Source organism: Enterobacter sp. SA197, assembly GCF_054131575.1.
Window position 1 is genome coordinate 448,565 of sequence record NZ_CP096393.1, and the last position, 20,916, is coordinate 469,480.

The window sequence follows — 20,916 nt, forward strand, 5'->3', positions numbered from 1 at the left end:
TAGGGATGACGGGATGATTTATCGCGTAAAAAGTTGGCTGGCTGCAGCGTTCATTTTGCTCTGCACCCAGGCCGGTGCGGCCAGTTTGTCTGATATTCAGGTCTCGAATGGTGACGCTCAGGCCCGCATTACCTTTAGTTTTATGGGCGACCCGGAGTATGCGTTTTCGCAGGAAGGAAAACGCAGCGTGGCACTGGACATCAAGCAGACGGGCATTATCCAGGGTCTGCCGTTGCAGTTCAGCGGCAATAATCTGGTGAAAAGTATTCGTTCAGGCACGCCGAAAGATAACCAGTCGCTACGTCTGGTGGTCGACCTTACGCAAAACGGTAAAACCCGCGCGGTGAAGCAGCAAAATGGCGCGGGATATTCCGTGGTGTTCACCATTGATGCGGATGTTCCACCGCCGCCACCGCCACCACCGCCAAAAGCCGTGGTGCAGCGCGTAGAGACACCGGCTGTTGCTCCGCGTCCAGCCGAGCCTGCGCGTAACCCGTTTAAATCGGACAATGACCGTATTACCAGCGTCACCAGCAGCAATTCGTCAGTGCGCCCTGCGGTCCAGGCGCGTGCGGCAACGGGTGATAAGGTGATTATCGCTATTGACGCAGGACACGGTGGTCAGGATCCCGGCGCTATTGGGCCTGGCGGCACGCAGGAGAAGAATGTCACCATTGCTGTCGCGCGCAAACTGCGTACCTTACTCAATGCCGATCCAATGTTTAAAGCGGTCCTGACCCGCGATGGCGATTACTTCATTTCGGTGATGGGGCGTTCTGACGTGGCCCGCAAACAGAATGCCAATTTCCTGGTGTCGATTCACGCCGATGCGGCACCAAACCGCAGCGCCACCGGGGCTTCAGTGTGGGTCTTGTCCAATCGCCGGGCCAACAGCGAAATGGCAAACTGGCTTGAAGAGCATGAGAAGCAGTCTGAACTGCTGGGTGGTGCAGGTGATGTTCTGGCGAACAGTCAATCCGATCCCTACCTGAGCCAGGCGGTGCTGGATTTACAGTTCGGTCATTCTCAGCGGGTCGGGTATGATGTTGCCGCCAAGATGCTTACGCAGCTTTCGCAAATTGGCGCCCTGCATAAGCGTCGGCCTGAACATGCCAGCCTCGGTGTGCTGCGCTCGCCGGATATCCCGTCGGTGCTGGTCGAGACCGGATTTATCAGTAATAACAGTGAAGAACGCCTGCTGGACAGCGATGACTACCAGCAGCAGTTAGCTGAAGCCATTTACAATGGTTTGCGAACCTATTTCCAGGCGCATCCGTTGCAGTCTGCGCCACAGGGCGGTACCGCGCAAACCGCCAGTGCGGAAACCTCTTCACGCGGATTTTTTAACTAAGGAGTCTTCATGCCGATTCAGGTTTTGCCGCCACAGCTTGCGAACCAGATCGCCGCTGGCGAAGTGGTGGAGCGTCCTGCATCGGTGGTGAAGGAGCTGGTTGAAAATAGTATCGATGCGGGAGCAACCCGCATCGATATCGACATTGAACGTGGTGGTGCGAAGCTTATCCGCATTCGTGATAATGGATGCGGAATTAAAAAAGAGGAGCTGGCGCTGGCGCTGGCGCGTCACGCCACCAGTAAAATTGCCTCTCTGGACGATCTCGAAGCCATTATCAGCCTTGGATTTCGTGGAGAAGCCCTCGCGAGTATCAGTTCCGTCTCTCGTCTGATGCTCACCTCGCGTACGGCGGAGCAGGCGGAAGCCTGGCAGGCGTATGCCGAGGGACGAGACATGGACGTCACCGTCAAACCGGCGGCCCATCCGGTCGGCACCACGCTTGAAGTGCTGGACCTGTTTTACAACACCCCCGCTCGCCGTAAATTTATGCGTACCGAAAAAACGGAATTTACCCATATCGATGAGGTCGTGCGGCGAATTGCGTTGGCCCGCTTTGATGTCACTATTAATCTCAGTCATAACGGAAAAATGGTACGCCAGTATCGTGCCGTTCCTGAGGGTGGGCAGCATGAGCGTCGACTGGGCGCAATCTGCGGGACGGCGTTTCTTGAAAAGGCGCTGGCCATTGAGTGGCAACATGGCGATCTTGCCCTGCGCGGATGGGTAGCGGAACCCACGGCAACCTCTTCTGCACTGGCTGAAATTCAGTACTGCTATGTGAATGGTCGTATGATGCGTGACCGGCTGATCAATCATGCCATCCGCCAGGCCTGCGAAGACAAGCTGGGGGCCGAGCAGCAGCCCGCCTTTGTGCTTTACCTTGAGATTGACCCACATCAGGTGGATGTGAACGTGCATCCGGCAAAACATGAGGTGCGCTTTCATCAGTCACGATTAGTCCATGACTTTATTTATCAGGGCGTTCTGAGCGTACTTCAGCAGCAGGCTGAGACGTCACTGCCGCTAAAGGATGACGTTGCCCCGCGTACTATTGTGGAAAACCGGGTAGCGGCGGGTCGCAATCAGTTTGCAGAACCTGCGGTGAGTCGTGAACCTTCTGTGCTGCGCGAGCCTGCCTCGACAGGCACATTATCGGGCGCCTCTTCTGCACGCCAGCCTGCCTGGCCCAATGCACAGCCGGGTTATCAGAAAAAGCAGGGGGCCTTGTACCGCCAACTGCTGGAAACGCCAGAAGATACTCCTGTAGTAGACAGTAAGCCGGCTGAAAATAGAGCTGCGCCGGAGGCCCACAATCAGAGTTTTGGCCGGGTACTGACCATTGTGCCGCCGGCGTATGCTCTGCTTGAACGCGAAGGTGCGTTGATGTTGCTGGCGCTTCCTGTAGCCGAGCGCTGGTTGCGATACCGCCAGCTTTCGCCTCAAACGGGCCCGGTCTGCGGCCAACCGCTGTTGATCCCCGTGCGCCTTAAAGTCTCATCGCAAGAGCGTGCCACCTTAACGCAGGCGCAGGATGTTCTGGCGGAAATGGGGATTGAATTTGTTCCCGATGGTCATTACGTGACGCTGCGTGCGGTGCCTTTACCCTTACGCCAACAAAATTTACAAATCTTGATTCCTGAACTGATAGGCTACCTGGCGCAGCAGACAACGATTGATGCGGTGAATACTGCTCAGTGGATTGCCCGCCATCTGGCCAGCGAACCCGGCCAGTGGAATATGGCACAGGCCATTACTCTATTGACCGACGTCGAACGTCTTTGTCCGCATCTGGTGAAAAATCCACCGGGTGGTTTATTACAACCTGTTGATTTATCTATGGCGATGAACGCCCTGAAACATGAGTGATGTAAGTAAAGCTGGCCTGCCAAAGGCGATTTTTTTGATGGGGCCGACCGCCTCCGGCAAGACGGCGCTCGCCATTGAGTTACGTAAAGTTTTGCCAGTTGAGTTGATAAGCGTCGATTCCGCCCTTATCTATCAAGGGATGGACATCGGGACGGCGAAGCCGAATGCCGATGAATTGCGTGCCGCTCCCCATCGTTTACTGGATATTCGCGATCCTTCTCAGGCTTATTCCGCAGCGGATTTCCGACGTGATGCGCTGGCTGAGATGGAGGAGATCACTGCAGCAGGGCGTATTCCTCTGCTGGTAGGTGGCACTATGCTCTACTTCAAAGCGTTGCTGGAAGGGCTTTCACCACTGCCTTCCGCAGACCCGACAGTAAGAGCCGAGATTGAAAAACAAGCAGCAGAGCGTGGGTGGGATGCGCTACATCGGCAGTTACAGGAGATCGATCCTGTCGCCGCAGCGCGAATCCATCCGAATGATCCGCAAAGGCTTTCCCGGGCACTGGAAGTTTTTTTCATTTCGGGTAAAACTTTAACAGATCTGACGCAAACGTCAGGAGACGCTCTGCCGTATCAGGTGCATCAGTTCGCCATCGCCCCGGCGAGCCGTGAACTGCTCCATCAGCGAATTGAGCAGCGGTTTCATCAGATGTTGGCTTCAGGTTTTGAAGCAGAAGTGCGGGCTTTATTTGCCCGCGGTGATTTGCATACGGACATGCCTTCCATTCGTTGCGTGGGATATCGCCAGATGTGGTCTTACATCGCCGGTGAGATTTCATACGACGAAATGGTTTACAGAGGTGTTTGCGCTACGAGGCAGTTAGCCAAGCGGCAGATTACCTGGTTGCGTGGGTGGGAGGGCGTTCACTGGTTAGACAGTGAAAAGCCGCAACATTCATACAACGATGTGTTACAGGTTATTGGTGCTATAGCGGGTTGAGTGTGTACAATTAACTAGTATCGTGCGCAAAATTTTACGCAGTTTTCAGAACTCCCGGGTTCTAAGTACAAAACAAGCATATAAGGAAAAGATAGAATGGCTAAGGGGCAATCTTTACAAGATCCGTTCCTGAACGCACTGCGTCGGGAACGTGTTCCAGTTTCAATTTATTTGGTGAATGGTATTAAGCTGCAAGGGCAAATTGAGTCTTTCGATCAGTTCGTGATCCTGTTGAAAAACACGGTCAGCCAGATGGTCTATAAGCATGCTATTTCTACTGTTGTCCCGTCTCGCCCGGTTTCACATCATAGCAACAACGCGGGTGGCGGCACGGGCAGTAACTACCATCATGGTAGCAATGCACAGGCTTCTGCGCAGCAGGACAGCGAAGAAACCGAATAAGGTTGATGGCTGTATTTCCATGTCGGGGAGCCAGGATTCTGAGTTCCCCGCTGGTATTTTAGGAGAGTTTACGCTTGTTTGACCGTTATGAAGCCGGTGAGCAGGCGGTGCTGGTACACATCTATTTTTCGCAAGACAAAGATATGGAAGATCTCCAGGAGTTTGAATCTCTGGTCTCTTCTGCCGGTGTCGAAGCAATGCAGGTGATTACTGGTAGCCGTAAAGCGCCGCACCCAAAGTATTTTGTAGGTGAAGGTAAGGCTGTCGAAATTGCGGAAGCCGTAAAAGCGACAGGGGCTTCTGTTGTTTTATTTGATCACGCATTGAGTCCGGCCCAGGAACGCAACCTGGAACGTTTATGCGAATGTCGCGTAATTGACCGCACAGGTCTGATTCTCGATATTTTCGCCCAACGTGCGCGTACCCATGAAGGTAAGCTGCAGGTTGAGCTGGCGCAGTTGCGCCATTTAGCTACGCGCCTGGTGCGTGGCTGGACCCACCTTGAAAGACAAAAAGGCGGGATTGGTTTGCGTGGCCCTGGTGAAACCCAGCTCGAAACCGACCGTCGTTTACTGCGTAATCGTATTATGCAAATCCTCTCGCGGCTTGAGAAAGTGGAAAAGCAGCGTGAACAGGGACGCCGCTCGCGTATGAAAGCGGATATTCCTACGGTGTCGCTGGTGGGGTATACCAACGCCGGCAAATCCTCACTGTTTAATCAGATAACCGAGGCCCGGGTGTACGCGGCGGATCAACTCTTCGCCACGCTGGATCCGACCCTGCGTCGTATTGATGTTGCTGACGTAGGGGAAACCGTGCTGGCGGATACCGTTGGCTTCATCCGCCATCTGCCACATGATCTGGTGGCCGCGTTTAAAGCGACGCTACAGGAAACCCGGCAGGCGACGTTGCTTTTACACGTCATTGACGCCGCCGATGTGCGGTTGCAGGACAATATTGAAGCCGTAAACATTGTGCTCGAAGAGATCGATGCGCATGAAATCCCGACGCTGCTGGTGATGAACAAGATTGATATGCTGGACGATTTTGAGCCACGTATCGACCGGGATGAAGAAAATAAACCCATTCGGGTCTGGTTATCTGCCCAGACCGGAGAGGGTGTATCACTGTTATTTCAGGCTTTAACAGAGCGTCTGTCTGGCGAGGTGGCGCAACATACCTTGCGTTTACCAGCCAAAGAGGGGCGCCTGAGAAGTCGTTTTTATCAGCTTCAGGCCATCGAAAAAGAGTGGATGGAGGAGGACGGGAGTCTGGGTATGCAGGTGCGCATGCCGATTGTGGACTGGCGTCGCCTCTGTAAACAAGAACCGGCACTGGAAGACTATGTCGTCTGACCGGTTGGAGATGGCTTGAAGATTTTTTCGCCTCTATACCTTTTGGATTTTGAGCTGCAGGAAGGCGGCAAGCCCATAAATCCTCAGGAGCATAGTGAACTATGTAACTGAGGTTGATGGGTGTGGCCAACGCACATGCAGCACAAAAGACATAGGTATAGCACCGCATAACAAATATGGAGCACATACATGGCGTGGAATCAGCCCGGTAATAACGGACAAGACCGCGACCCGTGGGGAAGCAGCAAACCAGGCGGCAACTCTGAGGGAAATGGAAACAAAGGCGGTCGCGATCAGGGACCACCTGATCTGGATGATATCTTCCGTAAGTTGAGCAAAAAGCTCGGCGGTCTGGGCGGTGGCAAAGGCACCGGTTCTGGCGGAGGAAGCCAACAACCTTCTGGCCCACGTGCGCACATTGGTGGTCGTATTGTCACTATTGTTGCGGCAGCGGCGGTGATCATCTGGGCGGCGAGTGGGTTCTACACCATTAAAGAAGCCGAACGTGGCGTGGTAACGCGTTTTGGTAAATTCAGTCATCTGGTTGAACCCGGCCTGAACTGGAAACCGACCTTCATTGATAACGTAACGGCGGTTAACGTCGAATCAGTTCGTGAACTGGCGGCGTCTGGCGTCATGCTGACCTCCGACGAAAACGTAGTGCGCGTTGAGATGAACGTGCAGTACCGTGTTACCGATCCTGAGCGCTACCTGTTTAGCGTGACCAGCGCAGACGACAGCCTGCGTCAGGCAACCGACAGTGCGCTGCGTGGTGTCATCGGCAAATACACCATGGACCGTATCCTCACCGAGGGGCGTACCGTTATTCGTAGCGATACCCAGCGCGAGCTGGAAGAGACGGTGCGTCCGTACAACATGGGTATTACGCTGCTCGACGTCAACTTCCAGGCAGCGCGTCCACCGGAAGAAGTAAAAGCCGCCTTTGACGATGCGATTGCCGCACGTGAAAACGAACAGCAGTTCATCCGCGAAGCAGAAGCCTATACCAACGAAGTGCAGCCGCGTGCGAATGGTCAGGCGCAGCGTATTCTCGAAGAGGCACGTGCCTATAAGACGCAGACTATCCTGGAAGCACAGGGTGAAGTGGCTCGCTTCGCACGGATCCTGCCGGAATATAAAGCCGCACCGCAAATCACCCGCGAGCGTCTCTATATTGAAACCATGGAAAAAGTGTTAAGCCATACCCGCAAGGTGGTGGTGAATGATAAAGGTGGCAATCTGATGGTTCTGCCGCTGGATCAAATGCTCAAAGGCGGCACTGCCCCTGCGGCAAAGAGTGACAGCAGTGGCGCGAACAACCTTCTGCGCCTGCCGCCTGCCTCCTCGTCTGGCTCAAGTGGAGCAAGCTCGTCCTCGTCCTCAAATCAGGGCGATATCATGGACCAACGCCGTGCTAACGCACAGCGTAACGACTACCAGCGTCAGGGGGAATAACGATGCGTAAGTCACTTATTGCGATCATCATTATCGCGCTGGTTGTGCTTTATACCTCTGTATTTGTTGTGAAAGAGGGTGAGCGTGGCATCAAGTTCCAGTTCAGCAGCGTCGTGCGTGATGACGACAAAAAACCGGTAATTTACGAACCGGGCCTGCACTTTAAAGTTCCGTTTATTCAGTCCGTGAAGACGCTCGATGCGCGTATTCAGACGATGGATAACCAGGCCGACCGTTTCGTGACCAAAGAGAAGAAAGACCTGATCGTTGATTCCTATATCAAATGGCGCATCAGTGATTTTAGCCGTTACTTCCTGGCAACAGGCGGTGGCGATGTTTCTCAGGCAGAAGTCCTGCTGAAACGTAAGTTCTCTGACCGTCTGCGTTCTGAGATTGGTCGTCTGGATGTGAAAGATATCGTCACCGACTCACGTGGTCGCCTGACGCTGGAAGTCCGCGATGCACTGAACTCCGGCTCTGCTGGCACCGAAGATGAAGTGGCGACTCCGGCGGCGGATGATGCAATTGCCAAAGCTGCTGAGCGCGTTCAGGCTGAAACCAACGGCAACGTACCGGTGATTAACCCGAACAGTATGGCGGCACTGGGCATTGAAGTGGTTGATGTGCGTATCAAACAGATCAACCTGCCTGCTGAAGTCTCTGAGGCGATCTACAACCGTATGCGCGCTGAGCGTGAAGCGGTTGCCCGTCGTCACCGCTCTCAGGGTCAGGAAGAGGCTGAAAAACTGCGTGCAGCAGCGGATTACGAAGTGACTAAAACGCTGGCCGAATCTGAGCGTCAGGGACGTATCCTGCGTGGTGAAGGGGATGCCGAAGCGGCGAAGCTGTTTGCTGATGCCTTTAGTCAGGATCCAGACTTCTATGCCTTTATCCGTAGCCTGCGTGCTTATGAAAGCAGCTTCCAGAGCAACCAGGATGTCATGGTGCTCAGCCCGGATAGCGACTTCTTCCGTTATATGAAGTCACCCACAACGCCCGTGACGCGCTAAGCGCTCTTAAGCGGTTTAACATGATAAACCACCGGCTCCCCCAGGAGCGGTGGTTTTTTTATAGGGGTAAAAATGAACGCAACCATCTGGCTGGCACTGGCCCTCGTTCTGGTGCTGGAAGGGTTAGGTCCAATGCTCTATCCACGTGCCTGGCGCCGTATGATCGCGACGATGAGTACTCTGCCGGATAATATTTTACGTCGCTTCGGCGGGGGTCTTGTGGTCGCTGGCATTGTTGTCTACTACATGTTGAGGAAAACGATTGGCTGATCAAAAAGCAGGCAGTTTTGCCATAATTTGGGTACAAAAAGTGCTGTCTATCTGAAAATCCGATGGTAGAATCCATTTTTAAGCAAACGGTGATTTTGAAAAAATGGGTAACAACGTCGTCGTACTGGGCACCCAATGGGGTGACGAAGGTAAAGGGAAGATTGTTGATCTTCTGACTGAACGGGCTAAATATGTTGTACGCTACCAGGGCGGTCACAACGCAGGCCATACTCTCGTAATCAACGGTGAAAAAACCGTCCTCCATCTTATTCCATCAGGCATTCTCCGCGAAAATGTAACCAGCATCATCGGCAACGGTGTGGTGCTGTCTCCGGCTGCGCTGATGAAAGAGATGAAAGGCCTGGAAGACCGTGGTGTCCCGGTTCGTGAACGCCTGCTGTTGTCCGAAGCCTGCCCGCTGATCCTCGATTATCATGTGGCGCTGGACGTAGCACGCGAAAAAGCGCGCGGTTCTAAAGCCATCGGCACCACCGGTCGTGGTATCGGGCCTGCTTATGAAGATAAAGTGGCTCGCCGTGGCCTGCGCGTAGGCGATCTGTTCGACAAAGCGACCTTTGCTGACAAACTGAAAGAAGTGATGGAGTACCACAACTTCCAGTTGGTGAACTTCTATAAAGCAGAAGCGGTTGACTACCAGAAGGTGCTGGACGATGTCATGGCGATTGCCGACATCCTCACGGCGATGGTTGTTGACGTTTCCGACCTGCTGGATCAGGCGCGCAAGCGTGGCGACTTCGTGATGTTCGAAGGCGCACAGGGTACGCTGCTTGATATCGACCACGGTACCTATCCGTACGTCACCTCCTCTAACACCACCGCAGGTGGCGTTGCGACCGGCTCCGGCCTGGGTCCACGTTATGTCGATTACGTTCTTGGGATCATCAAAGCCTACTCCACACGCGTGGGTGCAGGTCCGTTCCCGACTGAACTGTTTGACGACATCGGCGAGTTCCTGTGCAAGCAGGGTAACGAATTCGGTGCCACCACCGGCCGTCGCCGTCGTACTGGCTGGCTTGATGCGGTTGCCGTTCGCCGCGCGGTGCAGATCAACTCCCTGTCTGGTTTCTGCCTGACCAAGCTGGACGTGCTGGATGGCCTGAAAGAGGTGAAAATCTGCGTCGGTTACCGTATGCCGGATGGTCGCGAAGTGACGACCACACCACTGGCGGCTGATAACTGGGAAGGTATTGAGCCAATTTATGAGTCAATGCCGGGCTGGTCTGAAACGACCTTTGGTGTTAAAACCCGTGATGGCCTGCCGCAGGCTGCGCTGGACTACATCAAACGCATTGAAGAACTGACTGGCGTGCCGATCGATATCATCTCTACCGGTCCGGACCGCTCTGAAACCATGATCCTGCGCGACCCGTTCGACGCATAATCATTGCAGGGGCCTGCCAGACGGGCCCCTTCTTCCTGCTTTTTCCCCCTCCTGTTCAAATAAATTAGCGGCATTCCTGCTGGCTGGTTTATCATCAATAGAGTCAATACCTGCGGGTATCTCATTTTCCCCCTGTTTCTGAGGTTGATGTGCAGTTAACGAGTTTCACTGATTACGGATTACGTGCGTTGATTTATATGGCGTCATTGCCAGAAGGGAAAATGACGAATATCACCGAAGTCACTGAGATTTATGGTGTGTCCCGTAATCATATGGTCAAAATAATCAACCAACTTAGTCGTGAAGGCTATGTGATGGCCGTCAGGGGAAAAAATGGCGGTATCCGCCTGGGCAGACCTGCGCAGGAGATTCGTATCGGTGATGTCGTGCGCGATCTGGAGCCGCTTTCGCTGGTAAATTGCAGCAGTGAATTTTGCCATATTACTTCCGCCTGCCGCCTCAAGCAGGCGCTTTCTAAGGCCGTCAGTAGTTTCCTTAAGGAACTGGATAACTACACCCTGGCCGAATTGGTTGAAGAGAATCAACCGCTTTACAAATTACTATTGGTGGAAGAGTAAAGCCCAGTAAATTTCGCGTTGCATCAAGGTGGCAACTGAACGAATGCCGGACTTACACAAGTGAGTGACCGGGAGACGTGAAGGCAGCCAACAAAGAGGCGGCGTGAAAAATGAAGGGACTTTCACCAGAGATGACAACGGAGGAACCGCTATGTCACACGATCCTTTCCAGGAACGCGAAGCTGAAAAATATTCCAATCCCATCCCCAGCCGCGAATTTATCCTCGAACACCTCACCAAACGTGAAAAACCCGCCAGTCGTGATGAACTGGCCACTGAACTCAATATCGAAGGCGAAGAACAGCAGGAAGCGCTGCGCCGCCGCCTGCGCGCTATGGAACGCGACGGGCAACTGGTCTTCACCCGCCGTCAGTGCTATGCCCTGCCGGAACGTCTCGACCTGCTAAAAGGCATGGTCATTGGCCACCGCGATGGGTTTGGTTTCCTGCGCGTTGAAGGGCGCAAAGACGATCTGTATCTCTCCAGTGAACAGATGAAAATGTGCATGCACGGTGACCAGATTCTGGCTCAGCCGATGGGTGCCGATCGTAAAGGCCGCCGCGAAGCACGTGTTGTGCGCATTCTGGTACCGAAAACCGGTCAGATTGTTGGCCGTTACTTTACCGATGCAGGCGTAGGCTTTGTGGTCCCTGACGACAGCCGTTTGAGCTTTGATATTCTGGTGCCGCCGGAAGAGACGATGGGTGCCCGCATGGGCTTTGTGGTGGTGGTTGAGCTGACCCAGTGCCCGACCCGTCGCACCAAAGCCATCGGTAAAATTGTCGAAGTTCTGGGCGACAACATGGGCACCGGCATGGCCGTTGATATGGCGCTGCGTACCCATGAAATTCCGTATGTCTGGCCGCCAGCGGTTGAACAGCAGATTTCTGGGCTGAAAGAACAGGTGCCGGAAGAGGCCAAAATTGGCCGTATCGATCTGCGTTCACTGCCACTGGTCACCATCGATGGTGAAGATGCCCGTGACTTTGATGACGCCGTTCACTGCGAGAAAAAACGCGGCGGCGGCTGGCGCCTGTGGGTTGCCATTGCCGACGTCAGTTATTACGTCCGTCCGGGCACGCCGCTGGATGATGAAGCCCGCAGTCGTGGTACCTCCGTCTACTTCCCGTCGCAGGTTGTGCCAATGCTGCCGGAAGTGCTCTCCAACGGCCTCTGCTCGCTCAACCCACAGGTTGACCGACTGTGTATGGTCTGTGAAATGACCATTTCGGCAAAGGGTCGCCTGACGAGCTATACGTTCTACGAAGCGGTAATGAGCTCTCATGCCCGTCTGACCTACAACAAGGTCTGGCATATACTGCAGGGCGATCAGGATCTGCGCCAGCAGTACGCGCCGCTGGTGAAGCACATTGAAGAGCTGCATAACCTCTATAAAGTGCTGGATGCCTCCCGTGCCGAACGTGGCGGTATCTCCTTTGAGAGCGAAGAGGCGAAGTTTATCTTCAATGCTGAGCGTCGTATCGAGCGCATTGAGCAAACGCAGCGTAATGATGCCCATAAGCTGATTGAAGAGTGCATGATCCTCGCGAATATCTCGGCGGCGCGTTTCGTTGAGAAGGAGAATGAGCCCGCGCTGTTCCGTATTCACGACAAGCCGACCACTGAAGCGATTACCTCCTTCCGTACCGTGCTGGCAGAGCTGGGCCTTGAGCTGCCGGGCGGCAAAGTGCCTGAGCCTGCGGATTATGCGGCGCTGCTTGAGTCCATCGCCGATCGTCCGGATCATGAGATGCTGCAAACCATGTTGCTGCGCTCCATGAAGCAGGCGGTCTACGATCCGGAAAACCGGGGTCACTTTGGCCTGGCACTGCAATCCTATGCCCACTTCACCTCGCCGATTCGCCGTTATCCTGACCTGTCGCTGCACCGCGCCATTAAGTATCTGCTGGCGAAAGATGAGGGCCATACCGGCAACAGCACCGAAACCGGTGGCTGGCACTACAGCATGGAAGAGATGCTGCAACTGGGTCAGCACTGTTCATTGACCGAACGCCGTGCTGATGAAGCGACCCGTGAAGTCTCTGACTGGCTCAAATGCGACTTTATGCAGGATCAGGTGGGCAACACCTTCCCGGGCGTCATTGCCAGCGTCACCGGCTTTGGTTTCTTTGTCCGTCTGGACGATCTGTTTATCGACGGTCTGGTACACGTCTCTACGCTGGATAACGACTACTATCGCTTCGACCAGGTGGGCCAGCGTCTGATTGGCGAATCGGGCGGGCAGACTTACCGTCTGGGCGATAAAGTGCAGGTGCGTGTGGAAGCGGTCAATATGGATGAGCGTAAAATCGACTTCTCGCTGATCTCCAGTGAACGTGGCCCGCGTAATGTCGGGAAAACCGCACGGGAAAAGGCGAAGAACGGCAGCGGCGCCAAACCGTCCGGCAGCAAACGTCGTCAGAGCGGAAAGAAAGTGAATTTCGAACCGGACAGCGCGTTTCGTAAAGCAAAAGACCCGGCGAAAGCGAAGAAAGAAAAAAGCGTGAAAAAGCCGTCGGCGAAAACGCAAAAAATCGCATCGGCGACCAAAGCAAAGCGTGCTTCAAAAAAGAAAGACGCTGAATAAATAGTCCTGAAATAACACCCCATAACCCCTCTCCATGCAGAGGGGTTATTCTTTTTTAACGTAATATATTCCACGCGTAATAGATATAGCCCTCCGGACGGTTATTTCCCGGCTTAGCTAAATTGTGAAAATCGATATTTATTATTGGTGATTAGCCGCCAGAATCAGATGTGTATAGTGACTTGCATCAGCTATTCGCTTATTTAGCAAGGCGTCATCATGCATCTGGCGCGTTTTCCCCGACTGTCACTCGGCCATTTTCCTACACCTTTAGAACTTCTGGATAATCTCTCCACTTTACGCGGTGGTCCGAAAATATGGATTAAGCGTGATGATGCAACGGGGCTTGCCAGCGGCGGAAATAAAACCCGCAAACTGGAATTTCTGCTGGCCGATTCGCTGGAGAAATAAGCCGATGTGATCATTACCCAGGGGGCGACGCAATCGAACCACGTGCGCCAGACCATTGCCGGAGCGGCAAAACTCGGCCTTGCGGCGAAAGTGCTGCTGGAAAAACGGGTCACTGACTTTGGTGAAGATTATCAGCGCTCCGGCAACGTGCTGCTGGATGATTTGCTGGGGGGCGACATTGTCGCGCATCTGCCGGGCGGCACCGATATGCAGCAGGCGATGGAGGAGTATGCCGCCACGCTACGTGAGCAAGGGCATAACCCCTACGTTATCCCCGGCGGGGGATCTAACCCGATTGGTGCACTGGGCTACGTAGCCTGTGCCGAGGAGCTTCTCTACCAGTCTTCGCAGTTACGTTTGTGTATTGATCATGTGGTGCACGCCACCGGCAGCACCGGCACACAAGCCGGGCTGGTCGCCGGATTTACCGCCACCAACAGTCAGGTGCCGGTGTTGGGGGTAAGCGTTCGTGCCCCTGCTGATGCCGCTCCAGCGTGAGTATGGGCTGGCGTATTTGTTTATCTCCCATGATTTAAACGTGGTGCGCCACATTGCTGACCATGTTGGGGTGATGCAGCACGGTCGCCTGGTGGAGCAGGGAGAGAGTGAGCGGATCTTCACCCGGCCAGCGCATGACTATACCCGTTATTTACTGAGCGCGAGGCTGCCTGAATACCCGGTCACGCACGATGACTGGCGTGCAGGGGTGAATGGTTGAACGTTCAGGAGTCGATTTGCAGGCGTTGTCGGTTATAATGGGCGATGTGACTATCTGAACCCTTTCAATCCGGCGATATCGCCTCAAATGAGTACCCTTAATGAGTGAAATGATTTACGGCATCCATGCGGTGCAGGCCCTGCTGGAACGCGCTCCCGAGCGTTTTCAGGAAGTGTTTATTCTGAAAGGCCGCGAGGATAAACGCCTGCTGCCCCTGATCCATGCGCTGGAAGCGCAGGGTGTCGTGATTCAGGTCGCTAACCGTCAGTATCTGGACGAGAAAAGCGAAGGCGCGGTGCATCAGGGTATCATCGCACGCGTGAAGCCGGGTCGTCAGTATCAGGAAAACGATCTGCCGGATCTGATCGCCAGCCTCGAACAGCCTTTCTTCCTGATCCTCGATGGCGTCACCGATCCCCATAACCTCGGTGCCTGCCTGCGTAGCGCCGATGCCGCTGGCGTTCACGCCATCATCGTACCGAAAGATAAGTCGGCACAGCTGAATGCGACCGCCAAAAAAGTGGCCTGTGGCGCGGCGGAAAATGTCCCGTTGATCCGTGTGACCAACCTGGCGCGCACCATGCGTCTGTTGCAGGAAGAGAACATCTGGATCGTTGGCACCGCAGGTGAAGCAGACCACACCCTGTTCCAGAGCAAAATGACCGGCCCGATGGCGCTGGTCATGGGAGCTGAAGGTGAGGGGATGCGTCGTCTGACGCGTGAGCATTGCGATGAGCTGATCAGCATCCCGATGGCGGGCAGCGTGTCATCGCTGAACGTGTCTGTCGCCACCGGTATCTGCCTGTTCGAAGCCGTTCGTCAGCGCACGAAATAAACAGCAAAAGGCAACGTAAGTTGCCTTTTTAGTGTTTGTACCCACACCCCTCACCCTAACCCTCTCCCCAAAGGGGCGAGGGGACTTTCCGTGCTCATATTATTTTGTGAGGATCCCTCTCCCCGTGGGCTGAAGAATCCCCTGTAATATGACGTTTTGCAGCGATATCACGGCGCAATGAGAATAAAGCCGTCACCGCGATGACAGGGTCCGGCTGAAAATCGATGAGGCGTTGACGGCTGACCGGGGCCGCCCGCAGGGAAGCGGGCGGAGGGGATAGCCTACAAGGACGTAGGCTGGTCCCCGACCCGATAGGCAGGCGACATAAGCATCATGGACCGCGAAGCGGCGATTTTCCTTGCCGGGAGCCCGGGTCGCCAGGGTGGTGGCGGTGAACCACCCTGGCACGTTCACGGGTTCTGGCGTGACAGAAAAGCAAGGAACATAAGGTGAACGGAATGACCACAAGAGCCGCATGTTTCCCCTAACCCTGACCCTCTCCCCAAAGGGGCGAGGGGACCGATCGTGCTCGCATTTTTTTCTGGGGATCCCTCTCCCTCAAGGGAGAGGGGACCGATTGTGCTCGTATCAGGCCGCACTACTCCTCCAGTGAGCGCTGATGGTCGTCCTTCCTGAGGGTCATCAGCGCAATCACACTTACTACCGCCGTTGCCATCACGTAATACGCCGGAATATCCAGATTCCCCGTCTGCTTAATCAGCCCGGTGATGATAAGCCCCGCACAGCCTGAAAAAATCGCATTCGACAGCGAATAGGCCAGCCCCAGCCCCGTATAACGAACGCGGGTCGGGAACATCTCGGCAAGCATGGCAGGCCCTGGCCCTGCCAGCATCCCCACCAGTCCACCTGCGATAAACACCACCAGCGCTTTGATGAGCAGCGTGCTGGATTCTGCCTGCAGAATTTTCAGTAACGGCAACGCCAGTACCAGCAGCAGGATTGCGGCGGTGACCATCACGGTGCGTCGACCTATCCGGTCACTGAGCATGCCGGAGGGGATAATCGTCACGGCGAACCCGACATTGGAAATCACCGCGATTAGCAGCGCCTGGTTAAAGCCTGTGTGCAGCGCCGACTGCAGGTAGGTCGGCATAATGACCAGGTAGGTATAGCCTGCCGCTGACCAGACCATCAGCCGGCCAATTCCGGTGATGATGGCTTTCAACGTACTGGTGAAACTGGCTGCCTGCGGAGGCGCGACCTGCGTTTGTTGACGAACAAAGCTGGGCGTTTCTTCCATATGAACGCGTAGCCAGAGCGCAACGGCACCCATCGGCAGGGCGATGAAGAACGGAATACGCCAGCCCCAGTCGTGGAGGGCTTCCGGACTGAGCAGTACTGAGAGCAGCGCCACTACGCCAGCGCCCGCCAGCAGACCAAGGGCAACGGTCAGCGACTGCCATGCGCCGTATAATCCACGTTTACCTCGCGGCGCAAATTCGGTCATCAGTGATACCGCACCGCCATATTCTCCGCCCGCAAATAATCCCTGCAAAATACGCAGACCCGTAATGATAAGAGGTGCAGCAACGCCAATACTGGCATAAACCGGTACCAGGCCAATGGCCGCTGTCGCGAGCGTCATCGACACCAGCACGATGATAAGCGTCGGTTTACGGCCTATCCGGTCGCCCATGCGCCCAAACACCACCGCCCCGAGTGGGCGAAAGAAGAAGGCGACGGCAAAAGCAGCGTAGGTCAGGATAAGACTGGTGATCGCCGATTCGCCTGCGAGAGTGAAGAAGTTCTTTGCAATCACCGTGGCAAGAAACCCGTAAACCGCAAACTCATACCATTCGATAAAGTTACCAATAGCGCCTGCGACCAGCGCTTTGCGTTGTGCATCAGTGGTAGTCATGGATATCACCTTTCCTGGTTTCATCTACGTAAGCCTTACCCCTAAGTACGCGTAACGCAAACAGAAAGCAGCTATACCTGCTGTTTTGTGACCGCTATCGCGGGCGGAGCGCCGCTCATCTGACCATACTTACAGGAATGCCATTGATGGAGGGAGAAGTGATGCACTGGCAAACGCATACCGTTTTTAATCAACCCGCCCCCCTGAATAACAGCAACCTTTTTCTGTCCGATAGCGCACTGCACGATGCCGTAATACGTGAGGGCGCCGCCTGGGATGTCGATTTGCTAGCCAGTATCGGACAGCAACTGGGGACGGCGGAGTCGCTGGAGCTCGGAAGGCTGGCCAACGTTAACCCACCTGAACTGCTGCGCTATGACCCGACGGGCGCCCGGCTGGATGACGTGCGGTTTCACCCCGCCTGGCACCTGCTGATGCAGGGGCTTTGCGCTAATCGTGTGCACAATCTTGCCTGGGAAGAGGAGGCCCGCAGCGGTTCCTTCGTTGCCCGGGCCGCCCGGTTTGTGCTCCATGCTCAGGTGGAGGCGGGATCGTTATGCCCTGTCACCATGACGTTTGCCGCGACCCCATTGCTGCAACAGGCGTTGCCCACCGCTTTTCACGACTGGTTGAAACCGTTACTGAGCGATCGCTATGACCCTCATCTTGCGCCAGGAGACCAAAAGCGTGGTCTGCTGATCGGCATGGGGATGACGGAAAAACAGGGCGGTTCGGACGTGCTCAGTAACACCACTCGTGCAGAGCGCAGTGGTGACAGCTACCGGCTGGTGGGACATAAATGGTTTTTCTCGGTCCCACAAAGCGATGCGCATCTGATTCTCGCGCAGGCTGAGGGCGGCCTTTCCTGCTTTTTCGTCCCGCGCTTCCTGCCCGACGGACAGCGCAACGGCGTCCGCCTGGAACGTCTGAAAGACAAGTTGGGCAACCGCTCTAATGCCAGCAGCGAAGCGGAGCTCTGCGAGGCCAGCGGCTGGCTGTTAGGGGAGGAGGGGGATGGCGTGCGCCAGATCCTTAAAATGGGCGGGCTGACCCGCTTTGACTGTGCGCTCGGTAGCCACGGTTTAATGCGCCGGGCGTTTTCCGTGGCTCTGTACCATGCTCATCAGCGGCAGGCCTTTGGTAAAAACCTCATTGACCAGCCGATGATGCGTGAAGTCCTTAGCCGGATGGCGCTGCAACTCGAAGGACAGACGGCCTTTTTATTCCGCCTGGCCCGCGCCTGGGATTCTCGCTCAACGGCGTCAGAAGCGCTGTGGGCTCGTCTTTTCACCCCTGTCGCAAAATTTGCCGTCTGCAAAGCCGGGATGCCCTTTATTGCTGAGGCGATGGAAGTGCTGGGCGGCGTGGGCTACTGCGAAGAGAACGAGCTGCCACGCCTGTACCGGGAAGCGCCGGTCAACAGCATCTGGGAGGGCTCCGGCAATATTATGTGTCTTGATGTGCTGAGAGTGCTCGGTAAGCAACAGGGTGCTTTCGAACTCCTGCAGGACGGTTTTGCGGCGGTAAAGGGCCAGGACCGTCACTTTGATCGGGCATGGCGTCAGCTACAACAGCAGTTACGCAAACCGCAGGAAGCCCAGGGGCGGGAGATAGTTCAGCAGCTATATCTGTTGGGAACGGGGGCGCAAATGTTGCAGTATGCTCCCCCGCCCAGGGCACAAGCCTGGTGCAGAATGATGCTGGATATACGTGGCCCTTCAGCGCTCGGCGAGCAGGTGAAAAATGACCTGCTGCTTCGCGCTACAGGCGGTGCGGGTTAGTCGGTTTTCAGGCTAAACAGGCGAACAACCTCGGTCAGATGTGCCCCTTTTTCGCGCAGGGTGCCAGCGGTCTGCTCGCTGCGCGAAACCCGTCCGGCGTTAATGTGGGTTGCCTCACCAATGTGTGTCATGGCGATATTAACCTGATTAATGCCAGCCGATTGTTCGTGAGAGGCGTTATTGATCTCATTAACGAGTTGATTAATATGATTCATATGTGCGGTGATGGATTCCATCGCCTGGCGTGTATTGTCAGATAATGTGTGACCCTCACGGACTTTTTTCAGCGTATCACTGGTCAGTTCATCAATCTCTTTAACCGCATTGGCGCTACGGGCGGCCAGCGCCCGCACTTCCTGCGCGACGACGGCGAACCCTTTACCATGCTCACCGGCACGCGCGGCTTCCACCGCCGCATTGAGCGCCAGGATGTTGGTCTGGAAGGAGATGGATTCAATCACGTTCGTGATGTCGGCAATGCGTTGAGAGGCAATACGAATCGCGTCCATCGTCGCAACGGCTTCGCCAACGGTTGCTCCCCCTGTTTGTACAGCCAGCGTTGTTTCATTTACCCTGGACTGCATTTCTTCCATATTGGCCGCGTTCTGCTGCACGGTGGCGGCGAGCTGCTCCATGCTGGCTGATGTCTCCTCAACGCTGCTGGCCTGCTTGTTGATTTGTTCGCTGATCTCACTGCTGTCGGCGGCAAGCTGGTTAGTACCAAGGTGGATCTCGCTTGCTGATTCACGGACCTGAAGCACGATGGCATGAAGCCCGTTCCCGATGCCATTGATAGCATCAATAAGTTGCCCGACCTCGTCCTGGCGGTTAACCGCAAGCGTGGCCCGGAGATCGCCCGACGCATAACGGCTCGCCAGACCGATGGCATCGCGCAGTGGACGAGTCAGCCAGCGGCGAACAATCACGACGAACAGGGCGGCAAATGCCAGGGAGAGCACCAGGCCGGCAAGCAGGAACTGGTTGCGTAAGGTGTTGACGTCATGGAGCAGTACCGCTTTATCAACTTCGCCCACCACCGTCCAGTTCCAGCCTGGGACGGTTATCCAGGAGAGCATGCGGGAGTGCCCCTCCGCATTCTGTTGCTCCAGCGTACCGGACGTCTCTTGCAGCACCCTGTTCAGCTCACGCTCCTCCCACTGCGGACGTTTTCCCTCTTCGCTGGGGTGAAAGAGGTAGTTACCGTAATTTTTACCGCTATTACGGTCCAGTACGTAGAAATGGCCGCTTTCACCGAGCCTACGACCAAGGATCTTACTGCGCATGATCTCCCATGAATGCGTGATATCCACCCCGACAAACAAGATCGCAATCGTATGGCCGCTGGCATCTTTCACCGGCTGGTACTGCGTGATGTAGCGCTTGCCAAATAAGAGAGCCAGCCCACGATAAACCTCGCCTTTGAGCACCGGCGCATAGGCCGGACTGGCTTTGTCCAGCCGCGTTCCTATAGCTCGTTCGCCGTTTTCTTTACGTAATGAGGTGGAGACACGAACAAAATCATCGCCGCTACGCACAAACAGTGTGGCGATAGCGCCTGTGCGCGTCAGGAAGTCATCTACCGTGGTGTTATTTTCATGAAGTTCACTGTCGCCGCCCTTCAGTAAGGGAACGTTGATGCCATTAATTTCACGGCGTTGAGCAGAGTCAATAGTGACAGGTTGAGGCAGAAAGCTCACGAACAGACGGGTATAGCTTTCGACCTCTTCGCTGAGGCTGCTGTTAAACATCTCCACCATGTCCTGAACACCCGTGGACTGATTATGGAGATCTTCCAGCGCCAGGGTTTGCAGTTGTTGGCTGGCTTTATTGCTTAACAGAAAGGTAAAGATCAGAAAAAGCACGGCGACGCTGGTGCCCGTCAAAAGAGAAAGTTTGGTGCCGAGTCCAATGCGACTGAAAAAGGTGCTCATAAAAAATCCGCTGAAAAAAATGTCAGCACCTTCAACGGCAATAATTCGATAACATTTAATTTGTCAATGTAACTAAATATTACACAAAGAGAACCTTACGGTAACTCATTGTTAACAAAGAGCGGCGCACAAAAAAGCC

General features: G+C 54.9%; 16 protein-coding genes and 1 pseudogene. 15 read left to right on the forward strand and 2 right to left on the reverse strand.

What is annotated here, in order from left to right:
• The first annotated feature begins 13 nt into the window (after positions 1–13).
• From amiB to rlmB, 14 genes and pseudogenes are all read left to right on the forward strand, one after another.
• A complete protein-coding gene (gene amiB / locus M1D91_RS02080; protein ID WP_437432085.1) occupies positions 14–1,351 on the forward strand; it encodes an N-acetylmuramoyl-L-alanine amidase AmiB in 1,338 nt (445 codons plus the stop codon).
• 9 nt (positions 1,352–1,360) lie between these two features.
• Positions 1,361–3,220, forward strand: a complete 1,860-nt coding sequence (gene mutL / locus M1D91_RS02085) for a DNA mismatch repair endonuclease MutL (RefSeq protein WP_437432084.1) — start codon at positions 1,361–1,363, stop codon at positions 3,218–3,220.
• Positions 3,213–4,163 (forward strand): tRNA (adenosine(37)-N6)-dimethylallyltransferase MiaA, encoded by a 951-nt coding sequence (gene miaA / locus M1D91_RS02090; protein ID WP_437432083.1) that lies wholly within the window; start codon positions 3,213–3,215, stop codon positions 4,161–4,163. The genes mutL and miaA overlap by 8 nt, the downstream gene beginning before the upstream one ends.
• Before the next feature lie 96 nt (positions 4,164–4,259).
• Positions 4,260–4,565: an RNA chaperone Hfq gene (hfq, locus tag M1D91_RS02095; protein ID WP_437432082.1), complete on the forward strand. Its 306-nt coding sequence runs from the start codon at positions 4,260–4,262 to the stop codon at positions 4,563–4,565.
• Between the two features lie 74 nt (positions 4,566–4,639).
• Positions 4,640–5,920, forward strand: coding sequence for a ribosome rescue GTPase HflX (hflX, locus tag M1D91_RS02100; protein ID WP_437432081.1), 1,281 nt, complete (start codon positions 4,640–4,642; stop codon positions 5,918–5,920).
• A gap of 189 nt (positions 5,921–6,109) precedes the next feature.
• On the forward strand, positions 6,110–7,375 hold the full coding sequence (gene hflK / locus M1D91_RS02105) for an FtsH protease activity modulator HflK (RefSeq protein WP_437432080.1): 1,266 nt from the start codon (positions 6,110–6,112) through the stop codon (positions 7,373–7,375).
• 2 nt (positions 7,376–7,377) lie between these two features.
• Complete coding sequence (hflC, locus tag M1D91_RS02110) at positions 7,378–8,385, forward strand: protease modulator HflC (RefSeq protein ID WP_437432079.1); 1,008 nt, start codon at positions 7,378–7,380, stop codon at positions 8,383–8,385.
• A gap of 72 nt (positions 8,386–8,457) precedes the next feature.
• Positions 8,458–8,655 (forward strand): DUF2065 domain-containing protein, encoded by a 198-nt coding sequence (locus M1D91_RS02115; protein ID WP_437432078.1) that lies wholly within the window; start codon positions 8,458–8,460, stop codon positions 8,653–8,655.
• 103 nt (positions 8,656–8,758) lie between these two features.
• Positions 8,759–10,057, forward strand: a complete 1,299-nt coding sequence (locus M1D91_RS02120) for an adenylosuccinate synthase (protein WP_437432077.1) — start codon at positions 8,759–8,761, stop codon at positions 10,055–10,057.
• A 149-nt stretch (positions 10,058–10,206) separates the two neighbouring features.
• The gene (nsrR, locus tag M1D91_RS02125) at positions 10,207–10,635 is read left to right on the forward strand and encodes a nitric oxide-sensing transcriptional repressor NsrR (protein WP_437432076.1); all 429 of its coding nucleotides are present in this window, start codon (positions 10,207–10,209) and stop codon (positions 10,633–10,635) included.
• 151 nt (positions 10,636–10,786) lie between these two features.
• Positions 10,787–13,222 carry a ribonuclease R gene (gene rnr, locus M1D91_RS02130; RefSeq protein WP_437432075.1) on the forward strand — a complete coding sequence of 812 codons (2,436 nt, stop codon included), beginning with the start codon at positions 10,787–10,789 and terminating at the stop codon, positions 13,220–13,222.
• A gap of 219 nt (positions 13,223–13,441) precedes the next feature.
• Positions 13,442–14,110: pseudogene (locus M1D91_RS02135) on the forward strand (D-cysteine desulfhydrase family protein); the annotation flags it as partial.
• On the forward strand, positions 14,103–14,351 hold the full coding sequence (locus M1D91_RS02140) for a hypothetical protein (protein ID WP_437432074.1): 249 nt from the start codon (positions 14,103–14,105) through the stop codon (positions 14,349–14,351). The pseudogene M1D91_RS02135 and the gene M1D91_RS02140, both read left to right, overlap by 8 nt.
• A 100-nt stretch (positions 14,352–14,451) precedes the next feature.
• Entirely contained in the window at positions 14,452–15,186 is a 735-nt protein-coding gene (rlmB, locus tag M1D91_RS02145; protein WP_437432073.1) for a 23S rRNA (guanosine(2251)-2'-O)-methyltransferase RlmB, read from the forward strand.
• Positions 15,187–15,784: 598 nt separating this feature from the next.
• Here the strand turns inward: rlmB and M1D91_RS02150 are convergent.
• On the reverse strand, positions 15,785–17,065 hold the full coding sequence (locus tag M1D91_RS02150) for an MFS transporter (protein ID WP_437434339.1): 1,281 nt from the start codon (positions 17,063–17,065) through the stop codon (positions 15,785–15,787).
• A gap of 161 nt (positions 17,066–17,226) precedes the next feature.
• Between M1D91_RS02150 and M1D91_RS02155 the strand changes: the two genes are divergently transcribed.
• Positions 17,227–18,846 carry an isovaleryl-CoA dehydrogenase gene (locus tag M1D91_RS02155; protein ID WP_437434340.1) on the forward strand — a complete coding sequence of 540 codons (1,620 nt, stop codon included), beginning with the start codon at positions 17,227–17,229 and terminating at the stop codon, positions 18,844–18,846.
• On the opposite strand, the gene M1D91_RS02160 is transcribed toward M1D91_RS02155, so the two are convergent.
• The gene (locus M1D91_RS02160; protein WP_437434341.1) at positions 18,843–20,777 is read right to left on the reverse strand and encodes a methyl-accepting chemotaxis protein; all 1,935 of its coding nucleotides are present in this window, start codon (positions 20,775–20,777) and stop codon (positions 18,843–18,845) included. The genes M1D91_RS02155 and M1D91_RS02160 overlap by 4 nt on opposite strands.
• Between the last annotated feature and the right edge of the window lie 139 nt (positions 20,778–20,916).